The sequence below is a fragment of the Humibacter ginsengiterrae genome (assembly GCF_054780115.1).
This window is the reverse complement of record NZ_BAAGWY010000009.1, coordinates 36,021-48,263: the sequence shown is the minus strand read 5'-3', so window position 1 is coordinate 48,263 and position 12,243 is coordinate 36,021. Positions and strand designations below refer to the sequence as shown.

Sequence of the window (12,243 nt, the reverse complement as noted above, 5' to 3'; positions counted from 1 at the left end):
GTGCCCTCCCCGATCGATTCTGCCTGCTTGCGCGGCCGGTGTCGGCGCCGACGGATGCCCGCCCCGGCCTTTTCGCCGGATGCGGACGTCCGCTCCCCTCGCCTGGCGGGCACAGCCGCTCTGCCCGTTCTGCTCAGCTCGTCGACACGATGCCGCGTCGGGTGAACGCCCAAGCGCCCGCCACGACGAGCACGATCGCGATGGCCGCCATGATCCAGGTGCCGCCCCAATCCGCACTTCCGAGCGGAACGGTGGGCGTGTGGTCGGTCGGCGCGATCTGCCGCACCCAGTCGGGCATCCCGAGCAGGGAACCGAATTCGCCGAGCACGACTCCGATGCCGAATGCGGCCCAGCCGACCGCGGTCGTCGCCCTCGGAAAGACGCCGAACACGAACGCCGTCACGGCCATGTACACGCCCACAGCGGGCAACTGCGCGAGCGCCAGGGCGATCGCCTCGCCGGCCAGCCGCTTGTCGAGTCCCGACAGCGCGCCACCCATCACTGCACCGGCCACCACGAGGATGACCGCGGATGCCACCACCGCGACGATCACGAACGACAGGTACCAGCGCAGCCGGCTCACGGGAGTCGCGAGAACGGTCTCCGCATTGGTCGCGGCCTCCTCCTGGCGCAGACGGATGACCGTCTGCACGGCGGCGCCCGCCACCAGCAACCCGATGAGCGCGACCATCACGCCGAGGAACACCTCGAGCACCGATCCCGAGCCGCTGCCGACCTTCTTCAACGACGTCTCGATCTCGGGGTTGGCCGCTACGGCATCGTTCAGCGTCTTGCCGAGGCCGGCGATCAGAAGACCGCCGACGACTGCCGCAATCCCCCAGCCGATGATCGAACCGCGCTGCAGCCGCCATGCCAGTCCGAGCGGACCACGAAGCGCAGCGGATGCCCACGCGCGGCCCCTCCGCGGCGCGACCAGCCCCGACGAGGTGTCGCGAATGGACTGCAGCCAGAACGAGATCGCGACCAGGACCGCGGCGAGCGCCACGCTGAGCAGTCCGATCCACCAGTAGTTCTGCGTGTACGGGCGGATACGGAGGCCCCACCCGACGGGGGTGAACCATACCGCAGGGGACGGGGTGACGTGCAGGCGATCTGCGGAGGCCGTGCCACCCGAATCCGCCGCCGCGTTCATCACCCAGAACACCGCGATCGCCGCGATGGCCCAGCCGTTCGCCGCCCGCGAGGTGGAGAAGATCTGCGCGGAGACCAGCCCGATGCCGAAGAACGCGATGCCGGTGCTGGCCAATGCCCAGCCGAGGATGAGCGAGCCGTAACCGTCGTAGCCGGAAAGCGTGGCCACGAGGGCCGAGAGCAGGCCCATCACGATGTTGAGCACGACCGCGTGCACGATCGTCGCCCATGTGCTCGCCACGCGCCCGGCGCGGGTGGCGACGATCAGATCGCTGCGGCCCTGCTCCTCGTCGGCTCTGGTGTGGCGAACGGCGGTGAACGTGTTCATGAACGCCACGAGAAGCATCATGAAAGCGCCGATCTCGGTCATGAAGAACGAACCGGCCGAAGCACCGTCGGGGGCCCCGCGCACAGCGAGCAGCGTGGGGTTCGTGGTGAGCACCTGGATCACTCCGAGGCGCAGCTCGCGCGTTCCGTAGGTGGATGCGAGCGCGCTCACCACGAACAGGATGCTGAGAGCGACCACGAAGACCCAGGTCGTACCGACCATGCGGTCCCGTCGAAGGCGGAACCTCACCAGGGTTCCGAGCGCGTTCATCGCACGGCCTCCAACGAGCTGTCGGCGGCCGTGATCTCGTCGCCGTAGTGCCGCAGGAACAGTTCCTCCAGCGACGGCGGCGTGACCGTCAGCGATTGAACGTCGAGCTGACCGAGGCGCGGGAGCACCGACGCGACGGCGGCGCTGTCGACGGTGAAGTGGATGCGACCGGACGAGACGGCGACGTCGTGCGCGGCGGGGATCGACTCGACGACCGCCGGGTCGATGCCGTCGGCGGCGAACGAGATCTCGGTGCGCGTGAGGTGCCGCATGTCGGCGAGCGTGCCTGACTCGACGGCTCTTCCGGCACGGATGATCGTCACGCCGTCGCACAACGCCTCCACCTCGGAGAGGATGTGGCTGGAGAGCAGGATGCTCGCGCCGTCATCCTTCGCGATGCGCGCCACCTGCTCGGAGAACACCGCCTCCATCACCGGGTCGAGGCCGCTCGTGGGTTCGTCAAGGATGTAGAGCTCCGCGGGCGTCGCGAACGCGGCGACGAGCGCCACCTTCTGCCGGTTGCCCTTCGAGTACGTGCGCGACTTCTTGCGCGGATCGAGCTGGAACGCCTCGACCAGCCGGTCGCGTCGCGCCACGTAGTCGGCGGATCTCGTGTTCGTGCCGCGCAGCCGGGCGATGAGGTCGATGATCTCGCCGCCGCTCAGGTTGGGCCACAGGGCCACATCACCGGGCACGTACGCGATGCGCTCGTGCAGTCGTGCCGCCTTTCCCCACGGATCTTCACCGAACACCTGCACGGAACCGCCTGAGGCGTGGATCAGTCCGAGGAGCACACGGATGGTCGTGGTCTTGCCCGCGCCGTTCGGCCCGAGGAACCCGTGCACCTCGCCTTCACCCACTGTGAGGTCGAGCCCGTCGAGAGCCTGGACCCGACCGAACCGCTTCTGCAGCCCGCGGGTCTCTATCACTGAGGTCATGGACGTGACGCTACGCTCAATTCACAAATTTGTGAATCTTCCTAACGGAATCCATACGCCCAACCCGTGCGTCCATCCTCGCCCGGGGACGGCGGTGGGACTATCGGGGGCCGCCGGGCACGCGTGACGTCGTGTTGCCGACGCGGAGCACCGAGGTGAACGCGACGGGTTCCGCCTGCTCGCCCTCGAGCATCCGCACGATCGCGCGTCCGGCGGCGCGCCCCTTCTCGTACGCGGGCTGTTCGAGCGTGGTCAGCTCGTACGGCCACAGCCCGTCGACGCGTACGCCGTCGAATCCGATCACACTCAGCTGATCGGGCACGGCGATGCCGAGCTCCTCGGCCGCCCGGATGGCCCCGACCGCGAGCAGATCGCTCTGCGCGATGATCGCGGTCGGACGCTCCTCCTCCGGCAGGGACAGCAGCTCTCGGGCTGCTCGACGGCCCTCGTCGACGTAGCTGCCTGCGGCCGCGTAGGCGATGGCGTCCGGAAACACGAGCCGGGCACCCTCGAGCCTCTGCAGCGCGGTGGCGGACGAGCTGATGGCCAGCAGCTCGTCGGTGACCCGCCCGCGGTGATGCGTGACATCCAGCGGCAGGGTGATGATGGCGACGCGTTCGTGGCCGAGCTGCTGAAGGTGCCGCGCGCCGCGCTCGGTGGCGTCGCGGTTGTCCTGCTCGATGACGAGGATGCCTTCGGCCGGGAACCCCTCGATCGCCACGACTGGGAGCCCCCGGTTGCGCAGCGCCGAGATGCTGTCGGCCAGGCGCGGCGTGCATCCCATCAGCACGGCCGCGTCGATCGGTGCGTCTTCGACGGTGACCGGATGCGCCGGCTGCGTCGGCATGGACTTGACGCCCGCGAGCTGCTGTGCCGGCCCCGCCGCGGCGAGGATGAGCAGGGCGGCATCGATATGCCCGATCTCTTCGGCGATGCCGTCGAACTGCGCGATCTGGATGGGATCGCGGAACGCCTCACGCACCCGCTCCTCGATGACGACGCCGATGATGCCCGAGCGTCCGCGCCGCAGCGATCGCGCCCTCGGGTCGGGGCCCGCGTAGTGCAACTCCCGTGCTGCGGCGAGAACGCGTTCCCTGGTCGCCTCAGCGACCGGGCCGGATCCGCTGAACGCGAGTGAGGCGGTCGAGGCGGAGACGCCGGCCTTCGCCGCGACATCCGCAAGGGTGGGCCGCGGAGCGTCGTGTTCGGGCATCCGGCTCCCTTCTGACGCCTCCTTGACGGGTCGGCATCCGATTCGCTAGCTTAGGCGAAAGACGCACTCGAATCGATTCGACTCGCCTGGGCTGCCGTGCCTCGCTCGGCCGTCGCCTCACCCGCGTCACCTCCGTCTTCGTCGCCCGGTCTCGGCGGCACCACTCAGATCGAATTCATGGCAACACGCACCGACATCACCAGCTCCCGCACTCGCGTCGCACCCGAGTTGCGGGCCTGGCGCAACGCACTCTTCGTCATCTTCATCGTCAGTGGGCTGTTCCTCTCCAGCTGGGTGTCGCGCGTGCCCGGCGTGCGCGACTCGCTGCACCTGCCAACGGATGTCGTGGGCCTGATCCTGCTCGGCGTCTCGGTCGGGGCGATCATCGGCCTCGTCGTCGCCCCGCCTCTGCAGGCGAGGGTCGGCACCAAGCGGGGGATCGCCATCGTCGTGGTCGCGGCCTCGCTCGGCCTTGCGGTCGTCGGTCTGGGCGCCGCCGTGCTCAACTCCTTCCCGGTCGTCGTGCTCGGTCTCGCGCTGCTCGGCCTCGGCAACGGCGCAGTCGACGTGATGATGAACGTCTCGGCGGCGGCCGTCGAGAAACGCATCGGCCGCACGATCATGCCCTTCATGCACGCATGCTTCAGCGTCGGCACCGTCGCGGGAGCAGCCATCGGTGCCGGATGCGCTGCCCTCGGCATCTCGGTGTTCTGGCATTTCGCCGTGATGGCCGTCGTCTGCATCGCGGCCGGTGTCATCGCCGTTCGGTACATCCCGAACACGCAGGACGTCGTGGATCGGGATGCCGCGGCGCAGGCATCCCTCGACTCCTTCGGCGATCCGGCGATCGCCGCCGCCCCGCGCCGGCGCACCTTCCGCGAGACGATCACGTCGCAGCTCACGGTATGGGCCGACTGGCGGCTCGTGCTCATCGGCGTCGTCATGCTCGGCATGGCGTTCACCGAGGGTTCGGCGAACGACTGGATCGCACTGGCCTCCGTCGACGGGCACGGCCTGAGCAACGCCGGCGGCGCGCTCGTGCTCGATGTGTTCGTCGCGGCCATGACCGTCGGGCGAGTCGCGGGCGGACCGGTCGTCGACCGCATCGGCCGGGTCTGGGCAATCCGCCTGACGGCCGCGTTAGGGGTGGCCGGCCTGCTGCTCTTCATCCTCATGCCCGTGCCCTGGGCGTACGTCATCGGTGTCGTGCTCTGGGGTCTCGGGGCATCGCTCGGATTCCCGCTGGGAATGTCGGCCGCCGCAGACGACGAGCAGAACGCCACTGCTCGAGTCTCCGCCGTGGCGATGATCGGCTACCTCGCGTTCCTCGCAGGTCCGCCGATCATCGGGTTCCTGGGCCAGCAGTTCGGCATCCTGAACGCGCTCTACGTCGTGCTCGTGCTGCTCGTCGCCGCATTCGTGTGCGCGCCCGCCCTCAGGCACCGCGAACCGAAGGCGGGCACTGCCGCGCAGCGCCGCCCGGCCTGAGAGCTAGCCCGCCATCCGTTAACCTCGACTGGTGCGGTTGGTTGTTGCTCGGTGCTCGGTGGACTATGCGGGGCGCCTCAGCGCGCACCTGCCTCTGGCGACCAGGCTCCTCGTGCTCAAAGCAGACGGCAGCGTGCTCGTGCACTCCGACGGCGGCTCGTACAAGCCGCTCAACTGGATGAGCCCGCCGTGCACGCTCAGCGTCTCTGAGCCCGACGAGGCCCAGTCGGATGCCGGTGCCTCCGAGATCTGGACGGTCACGCACTCCAAGACCTCCGACCGTCTCATCGTCAGCGTGCACGAGGTGCTGCACGACTCCGAACACGAGCTGGGGATCGATCCCGGACTGCAGAAGGATGGCGTCGAGGCTCACCTGCAGAAGCTGCTGGCCGAGCAGATCCACCGGCTCGGCGACGGGCACACGCTCGTGCGCCGGGAGTACATGACGGCGATCGGACCGGTGGACATCCTCGCCCGCGACGCCGACGGACGTTCCGTCGCCGTTGAGTTGAAGCGACGGGGTGATATCGACGGCGTCGAACAGCTCACGCGATATCTCGAGCTCATGAACCGCGATCCGCTTCTCGCACCCGTCTCGGGTGTATTCGCCGCGCAGGAGATCAAACCGCAGGCGCGCACGCTCGCGGAAGACCGCGGCATCCGTTGTGTCGTTCTCGATTACGACGAGATGCGCGGAATCGACGACTCGCTCAGCCGGCTGTTCTGAGTAATGCGGTGTTTGCGGGGAATGCGCCTAGGAATTGGCGCGGTATTCCTCCAGCAGCGCCGCAGGAATGCGACCTCGGTCCGAGACCTTGTGCCCGCGGGACCGCAGCCATTCGCGAGCCGCGCCCAGGTCTTCCTTCGAGTTGCGGGACGAACGAGCGGGAGCGGATGCTGAGCGGCTGCCGCGCAGCGACCGGCGGCCCGCGTCTTGGAATGGGCGGAATGCGTCGCGAAGCTTGCGCGCATTCGCATCGTTGAGGTCGATCTCATAGGAGACGCCGTCGAGAGCGAAAAAGACGGTCTCTCCCTTTCCGTCTTCGATTTCCACGCCATCGATATCGTCGACCAGAACCACTGTGGTTTTCTTCGCCATGCGATAACCATACGCAATTGCATTGCTGCAGCGATAGCGCGAAGGGTGAATAGGCCATTCGCGAATGCACCTGCCGCGCATTACCTCGAATCGGACGCCGAGACGGAGGTCGGCGCTGTGCCCCCATAGCCGTGTGGAGGCGGCACTCGACAAAAGGTCGTAGCATGGCCGAGCCATGAGTACCCCGACTTCGATCATGAGCGAACACACCCCCGAGATCACGAGAACGTGGTCTGCCGTGCTGTTCGACCTCGACGGCACCCTGACCGACTCCGCCCCCGGCATCACCCAGTCCCTAGCTGGAGCGCTGGAGGAGATCGGCCACCCGGTCGCCGACCCCGACTCCCTCACCGTGCACGTCGGTCCGCCGCTGCACGAGACGATGCGCGCCCTCGGCCTCGACGAGAGCGAGGCGATTGCCGCCACCGCTGCCTATCGCGCCCGTGCCGACTTCACCGACCTGCACGGCAACGCCGTCTTCCCCGGCATGCTCGGCCTGCTGCGCGCGCTGCGCGATGCGGGCATCCCGATCGCCCTGGCGACGAGCAAGCCCGTCGGCCGCGCCACTCGCATCCTCGAGCACTTCGGTCTGCGCGAGTACTTCGACGTGGTGGGCGGGTCGCCAGACACCGCCCACAACAGCACGAAGGCGGATGTCATCCGCTGGGTTCGCGAGCAGCTCGAGGCCAAGGGACACGACACGAGCAACCTCGTGATGGTGGGCGACCGCGGTCACGATGTGCTCGGCGCCGCGGCCAACGACATCCCCTCGATCATCGTCGAGTGGGGCTACGGCTCCCCGGTCGAGGCCGTCGGCGCGACGGCAGTGGTGCACTCGGCAGACCAGCTGCGCGGGCTACTGCTTCGGTAGCTCAGCGCGCCAGACGCTCCACGATCCGGCCGTACAGCCGCGGCAAGCGGACGGCGGCCGGCACGATGGCCGGGCGCAGCGGTGACCGCGCTGCGGCGACGAGACCGCTGGTCAGCATCCGGAAGTCACGCGTGATCGTCGTCCAGTCCCGCTCGTAACGCGCAGGATCGTCCGCGGCGATCGCCGCCACGGCGGCCTTCGCCTGATCCATCCCGAGGCGCAGACCCTCACCGGTCAGGGCGTCGACGTACCCCGAAGCGTCCCCTACCAGCAGAATGCGCCCTGCCGTTCGCGCGCGCGTGCGCTGCAGCAGCGGGCCCGCGCCGCGCACCTGCCCGAGCTGCGCCGCAGAATCCCCACGGGCATCCGCATGCAGGAGCCCGGCGAGTTCGGGCTCGTCGGCGAGCGCCGCCCCGAAGTCGGCGCCTCGGCGCGCCAGCAGCGCGACGCCCACCAGCTCGGGCCCTAGCGGCGTCACATAGAACTCGCCGTGCCGTGTCCAGCGCACCTCGATGAGGTCGCTCCACGGGGGGACGCCGAAGTGCCTGCGCAGCCCGAATCGTCGAGCGGATGCCCGCTGCGGCCGCGCCGTGAGCCCCGCCAGGTCGCGCACACGGGAATGCAGGCCGTCGGCACCGATGAGGTGACCGGCCGTGATCGCATCGAGCTCGGGGCCCGCGATCGTGACCTGTGTGTCGTGCGCGCTGACGGCATCCACTCGCGCCCGGATCACGCGGATGCCCCGCTCGGCGACACGCGCCGCGATCGCCGCGTGCAGCGTCGTTCGGGCCACACCCCGGCCGGGCCCGTTGCGAAAGCGGTGCTCCGCGCGAGCCCGCCCCTGGATATATGCGACGCCTCGCAGCTGCGCACCGGGCGGCTCCAGCCCGAGCTCACGCAGCAGACGCCAGGCGCCCGGCATGAGCCCTTCGCCGCACGACTTGTCGATGGGCGTCTCACGCGGTTCGATCACGACCGGCTCGAGGCCGGCATCGGCGGCGAACAGTGCACAGGCGAGCCCGACCGGACCCCCGCCCACGATGGCCACGTTCACGTCGGGCGTCACCGGAGCGCGCTCCTCCGTGCGGGGGCCGGCTCCCGACCCACGTCAGGCGCCGTCCGGCACGGCGTCCGCGTGCAGCTGCGCCAGAGCGCGCTCCTCCGCCGGGATGCGGAAGCCCCAGAGCAGCACGGCGTTGAGCGCCGTGAACGCGAGAGCCGTGATCCAGCCGGCGTAGACGAGCGGCAGGGCGATGCCGTCGAGAGCGACCGCCAGGTAGTTCGGATGCCGCAGCCAGCGGTACGGTCCGCGTCGCACCGCTCCCGCTCCAGGGATCACGATGACGCGCACGCTCCACTGCCGGCCGAGCGTGCTGATGCACCACCATCGCAGAGCGTTCGCGACGACGAGCAGCGTCAGCATGGGATACCCCAGCCACGGCAGAAGCGAACCGGCGAGCCACGCCTCGAGCAGGCATCCGATCAGCAGCGCGACGTGCAGGGCGATCATCGGCAGCAACTGCCGGCGCACGTACTCGCGGCCGCCGTGCGCCAGCGACCAGCGCGCGTTACGGGCGGAGACCACGAGTTCCGCGAGTCGCTCCAGGCCGACCAGGAGCACGAGCGCCGTGTACCACGTCACGCGGCGATCCCGGTGGGCGCGGCCGCTGACTCGTCATCGGCTGCCCAGTGCAGCAGCACGAGCTCCGCGGTCACGCCAGGGCCGAGCGCGAACAGCAGCCCGGTCTCATCCGGAACCGGGCTCCGCAACGACTCGGCGAGGATGCCCAGCACGGCAGCCGACGACTGGTTGCCGGCAGAGGCGAGCGCGCGCCAGCTCGGCTCGAGCGCCGCATCCGTGAGTCCGAGCGCCTGCGCGAATGCCTCCAGCACCTTCGGACCACCCGGATGCGCCAACCACGTCGTGACGCCTTCGACCGTCAGCCCGTGGTCGCCGAGCAGCGCGTGCACGTCGTTCGCGAAGTGCCGGCCGATCACCTCCGGCACGCCTGCGCTGAGCACGATGCGAAACCCCGTGCCGCCGATGTCCCACCCGATCACGTCTTCGGTCTGCGGGTACAGGCTGCTCCGGGTGCCGACGACATCGGGCCCGGACAACCCGCGGTCGCGCGCGAACGCATCTCCCACCACGACGACCGCCGCGGCACCGTCGCCGAACAACCCGCTGGCGACGATGTTCGCCATCGAGTCGTCGCCGCGCTGAACGGTGAGCGAGCAGAGCTCCACCGAGACGAGCACCGCGACGTCGTGCGGATGCCCCACCAGATAGTCGTGCACCCTCGCGAGCCCGGCGGCGCCGGCGACGCAGCCCAGACCGAACGACGGCAGCCGCTTCACGTCCGGCCGCATTCCCACGCGGGTGGCGAGCTGGGCGTCGATGGACGGCGCCGCGACGCCGGTCACCGAGGTGAACAGCACGAAGTCGACCTCGTCGGCGCGGATGCCCGCGGCGGCCAGCGCATCCGTCGTCGCCCGCTCCGCCAGGTCGGTGCCCGCCGCAATGAAGAGATCGTTCGCCTCGTGGAACGAGTCGAGACCCGCATACCGATCGAGCTCCATGACCAGGTTGCGAGTCTGCACACCGGCGGACGCATGGATGCGGCGCAGCAGCGCGGCCCGCAGCGGATCGTGCGTCAGCAGCGGTTCGAGCACCCGCGTGATCTCCGCCTGAGAGTAGCGGTGGGCGGGGACGGCAGGCGCTGCCGCCACGATACGGGACACGTAGGGCAAGCTACCACCGGGCTCGGGCGAGGTCAGGGGCTTGCGGCAGACCCCCAGCGACGCAGAGGATGCCTCAGTCGCGCTTCGGGAGCTGCTGCAGTGTCCAGCGGTTGCCGTCGGGATCGCTGAAGGTGACGAAGCGGCCCCAGGGCTGCTCGTCGACCTCGCTGGCGTCGACGCCGTTCTTCAGCAGGTGCGCGCGTGCGGCATCCGCGTCGGCGATGACGATCTGCACGCTGCGCTGGCTGCCGACGGGCATGTCGACGAGTCCCTTGCCGAACGCGATGGAGCACGCCGAGCCCTGCGGCGTGATCTGCACGAATCGGATGTCATCGCTGACGGTCTGGTCGTGGTCGACGTTCCAGCCGAGCTGATCGGCGTAGAAGCGCTTGGCACGGTCGACGTCGGAGACGGGCACGAACACGAGCTCGATCTTCCAATCCATGGTCTGTTCCCTTCGTTCGGACCGGAGCACTCCGGCCGCGTTCCTGATGTGTTGGCTACACCGTATTCGGCCTTCCGGTCACTTTCTGTCCTGAATGGGAAGAGAATCGGTTCATGGCCGCCACCGCATCCCGCGTGCTCGAACTGCTCTCGCTGCTGCAGACCCATCGCCAGTGGCCGGGGCCAGAGCTCGCGGATCGGCTAGGCGTGACCGAGCGCACGCTCCGCCGCGACGTGGAGCGACTGCGCGGTCTCGGCTACCGCGTCGACGCGGTGCGCGGAACCGCAGGCGGGTACCGCCTGGAGGCCGGTTCCCATCTCCCGCCTCTGCTTCTCACCGAGGATGAGGCTGTGACCATCGCCGTCGGCCTGCGCTCGGCCGTCGCGCAGGGATTGGTCGATGGCGAACACACCACTCTGAGCGCACTGGCCAAGTTCGAGCAACTGCTGCCACCCGCACTTCGGGCCAGAACGGATGCCCTCGCCTCCGCCCTGCGCACCTCGCCTTCGGGAGGCGTCCCGGTCGCCGCCGACCTGATCGGCACTCTGGCGCTGGCGTGCCGCGACGCCGAGCGCATCCGGTTCGCCTACCGGTCACGCGACGGCAATGAGACCAGCCGCAGCGTGGAGCCGCACGCCGTCGTCTCGCACGGGCGCAGTTGGTTCTTGCTCGCATGGGACCGCGATCGTGGGGACTGGCGCACGTTCCGTCTCGATCGCATCGCGGATGTCTTCGGCACCAGGGTGCGCTTCCCACCGCGCCCGGTTCCCGGCGGCGATGCTGCGGGCTACGTGCGCACGGGCATCCGTTCGGTGCGGGCCCCGCTGCGGCTCGACGTCGTGCTGCACGCAAACATCGAGGATGTCCGCATGTGGCTGGGCGAGTGGGGTGCCGGTCTCGTCGACGAGGGCGGTGACCGCTGCGTGTGGCCGTTGTCGGGCGAGTCCGTCGCGCACCTCGTCTCCATGCTGGCCTGGGTGCCAGCCGATCTCGGGTTCGAGCTGCGCGGCGACCACTCCTTGCTGAGGCAGGTCTCGAAGGCGGCGAAGCGGGTCGCAGCGGCCGCACGCTGGAGCGAACGCGCGGCGCACGCCGCTGCTCGTGCGGAGACAGGAGACGGGCCGTCGGTATAGTGCCAGCATGACCGACGCAGCAGGTTCGCAGGCCGCCGGCGCGGCATCCTCCCGTCCGTTGATCGCCGGCGTCGTGGCCGACGTGCCCGACGTCGTCATCACCGAGGCAGCGGCGATGGCCGCTCAGCTCGGCACTCCGATCGTGTTCGCCACGGTCGAGCCGCTGCGCTACTCGATCAGCACGTTGCCGGATGGCTCTGTGCTTTCGATGCCGCTCGATCCCGACGTGGCCGACACCCAGGAGGAGACGTTCGATCCCGACCTCGTGGCGCGCATCCGGTCGCTGGTTCCGGATGCCCAGCCCGAGTTCGTCGCACGCGCGGGCGACCCGGCGATCGAGCTCGCCCGGCTGGCCGAGGAACGGGACGCGCGCGCGATCGCGGTGGGCACACGCAAGCCCGGATTCCGGGCGAGTCTCGAGGAGTTCCTCGCCGGTTCGATCGCCGTCAGCCTCGCCCACAATCAGGCAAGGCCGGTGATCGTCATCCCCGTCGCGCACACCGTCGAGGGCCACGATCCCGCACGGCGCGTTCCGTCATCAGACGCTTCGTGACCCCTCGGCCT

At 69.4% G+C, this 12,243-nt stretch carries 13 protein-coding genes; 5 read left to right on the top strand and 8 right to left on the bottom strand.

Features of this window, described 5'->3' with window-relative positions; all coding sequences use genetic code 11:
• Positions 1 to 133: 133 nt before the first annotated feature.
• From ACYVII_RS11960 to ACYVII_RS11950, 3 genes are all read right to left on the bottom strand, one after another.
• Positions 134 to 1,750: an ABC transporter permease gene (locus ACYVII_RS11960; protein WP_460535263.1), complete on the bottom strand. Its 1,617-nt coding sequence runs from the start codon at positions 1,748 to 1,750 to the stop codon at positions 134 to 136.
• On the bottom strand, positions 1,747 to 2,688 hold the full coding sequence (locus ACYVII_RS11955) for an ABC transporter ATP-binding protein (protein WP_460535261.1): 942 nt from the start codon (positions 2,686 to 2,688) through the stop codon (positions 1,747 to 1,749). Before ACYVII_RS11955 ends, ACYVII_RS11960 begins: the two co-directional genes overlap by 4 nt.
• Before the next feature lie 100 nt (positions 2,689 to 2,788).
• Positions 2,789 to 3,901 (bottom strand): LacI family DNA-binding transcriptional regulator, encoded by a 1,113-nt coding sequence (locus tag ACYVII_RS11950; protein ID WP_460535259.1) that lies wholly within the window; start codon positions 3,899 to 3,901, stop codon positions 2,789 to 2,791.
• A 177-nt stretch (positions 3,902 to 4,078) separates the two neighbouring features.
• Between ACYVII_RS11950 and ACYVII_RS11945 the strand changes: the two genes are divergently transcribed.
• A complete protein-coding gene (locus ACYVII_RS11945) occupies positions 4,079 to 5,389 on the top strand; it encodes an MFS transporter (RefSeq protein ID WP_460535256.1) in 1,311 nt (436 codons plus the stop codon).
• A 31-nt stretch (positions 5,390 to 5,420) separates the two neighbouring features.
• Entirely contained in the window at positions 5,421 to 6,116 is a 696-nt protein-coding gene (gene nucS / locus ACYVII_RS11940) for an endonuclease NucS (RefSeq protein WP_460535254.1), read from the top strand.
• A 27-nt stretch (positions 6,117 to 6,143) separates the two neighbouring features.
• Here the strand turns inward: nucS and ACYVII_RS11935 are convergent, their stop codons facing one another.
• Entirely contained in the window at positions 6,144 to 6,488 is a 345-nt protein-coding gene (locus ACYVII_RS11935; RefSeq protein WP_460535252.1) for a histone-like nucleoid-structuring protein Lsr2, read from the bottom strand.
• A gap of 175 nt (positions 6,489 to 6,663) precedes the next feature.
• Between ACYVII_RS11935 and ACYVII_RS11930 the strand changes: the two genes are divergently transcribed.
• Positions 6,664 to 7,359 carry an HAD hydrolase-like protein gene (locus tag ACYVII_RS11930; RefSeq protein ID WP_460535249.1) on the top strand — a complete coding sequence of 232 codons (696 nt, stop codon included), beginning with the start codon at positions 6,664 to 6,666 and terminating at the stop codon, positions 7,357 to 7,359.
• Between the two features lies 1 nt (position 7,360).
• Here ACYVII_RS11930 and ACYVII_RS11925 read toward each other — a convergent pair whose 3' ends face one another.
• The 4 genes from ACYVII_RS11925 to ACYVII_RS11910 all read right to left on the bottom strand — a co-directional run bounded on the left by ACYVII_RS11925 (position 7,361) and on the right by ACYVII_RS11910 (position 10,546).
• Positions 7,361 to 8,425: an NAD(P)/FAD-dependent oxidoreductase gene (locus ACYVII_RS11925; RefSeq protein WP_460535246.1), complete on the bottom strand. Its 1,065-nt coding sequence runs from the start codon at positions 8,423 to 8,425 to the stop codon at positions 7,361 to 7,363.
• Between the two features lie 42 nt (positions 8,426 to 8,467).
• Positions 8,468 to 9,001: an isoprenylcysteine carboxyl methyltransferase family protein gene (locus ACYVII_RS11920; protein WP_460535244.1), complete on the bottom strand. Its 534-nt coding sequence runs from the start codon at positions 8,999 to 9,001 to the stop codon at positions 8,468 to 8,470.
• Positions 8,998 to 10,101 carry a type III polyketide synthase gene (locus ACYVII_RS11915; protein WP_460535242.1) on the bottom strand — a complete coding sequence of 368 codons (1,104 nt, stop codon included), beginning with the start codon at positions 10,099 to 10,101 and terminating at the stop codon, positions 8,998 to 9,000. The genes ACYVII_RS11920 and ACYVII_RS11915 overlap by 4 nt, the downstream gene beginning before the upstream one ends.
• A 73-nt stretch (positions 10,102 to 10,174) precedes the next feature.
• Complete coding sequence (locus tag ACYVII_RS11910; RefSeq protein ID WP_460535240.1) at positions 10,175 to 10,546, bottom strand: VOC family protein; 372 nt, start codon at positions 10,544 to 10,546, stop codon at positions 10,175 to 10,177.
• A 113-nt stretch (positions 10,547 to 10,659) separates the two neighbouring features.
• Between ACYVII_RS11910 and ACYVII_RS11905 the strand changes: the two genes are divergently transcribed.
• On the top strand, positions 10,660 to 11,679 hold the full coding sequence (locus tag ACYVII_RS11905; protein WP_460535238.1) for a helix-turn-helix transcriptional regulator: 1,020 nt from the start codon (positions 10,660 to 10,662) through the stop codon (positions 11,677 to 11,679).
• A 7-nt stretch (positions 11,680 to 11,686) separates the two neighbouring features.
• A complete protein-coding gene (locus ACYVII_RS11900; RefSeq protein ID WP_460535236.1) occupies positions 11,687 to 12,232 on the top strand; it encodes a universal stress protein in 546 nt (181 codons plus the stop codon).
• Positions 12,233 to 12,243 lie beyond the last annotated feature (11 nt).

Excerpts from the sequence above, each read along its gene's own strand:
- ACYVII_RS11955 (WP_460535261.1), bottom strand. The coding sequence starts at position 2,688 with ATGACCTCAGTGATAGAGACCCGCGGGCTGCAGAAGCGGTTCGGTCGG.
- ACYVII_RS11900 (WP_460535236.1), top strand. The coding sequence starts at position 11,687 with ATGACCGACGCAGCAGGTTCGCAGGCCGCCGGCGCGGCATCCTCCCGT.
- ACYVII_RS11935 (WP_460535252.1), bottom strand. The coding sequence starts at position 6,488 with ATGGCGAAGAAAACCACAGTGGTTCTGGTCGACGATATCGATGGCGTG.
- ACYVII_RS11905 (WP_460535238.1), top strand. The coding sequence starts at position 10,660 with ATGGCCGCCACCGCATCCCGCGTGCTCGAACTGCTCTCGCTGCTGCAG.
- ACYVII_RS11960 (WP_460535263.1), bottom strand. The coding sequence starts at position 1,750 with ATGAACGCGCTCGGAACCCTGGTGAGGTTCCGCCTTCGACGGGACCGC.
- ACYVII_RS11910 (WP_460535240.1), bottom strand. The coding sequence starts at position 10,546 with ATGGATTGGAAGATCGAGCTCGTGTTCGTGCCCGTCTCCGACGTCGAC.
- ACYVII_RS11950 (WP_460535259.1), bottom strand. The coding sequence starts at position 3,901 with ATGCCCGAACACGACGCTCCGCGGCCCACCCTTGCGGATGTCGCGGCG.
- ACYVII_RS11930 (WP_460535249.1), top strand. The coding sequence starts at position 6,664 with ATGAGTACCCCGACTTCGATCATGAGCGAACACACCCCCGAGATCACG.
- ACYVII_RS11945 (WP_460535256.1), top strand. The coding sequence starts at position 4,079 with ATGGCAACACGCACCGACATCACCAGCTCCCGCACTCGCGTCGCACCC.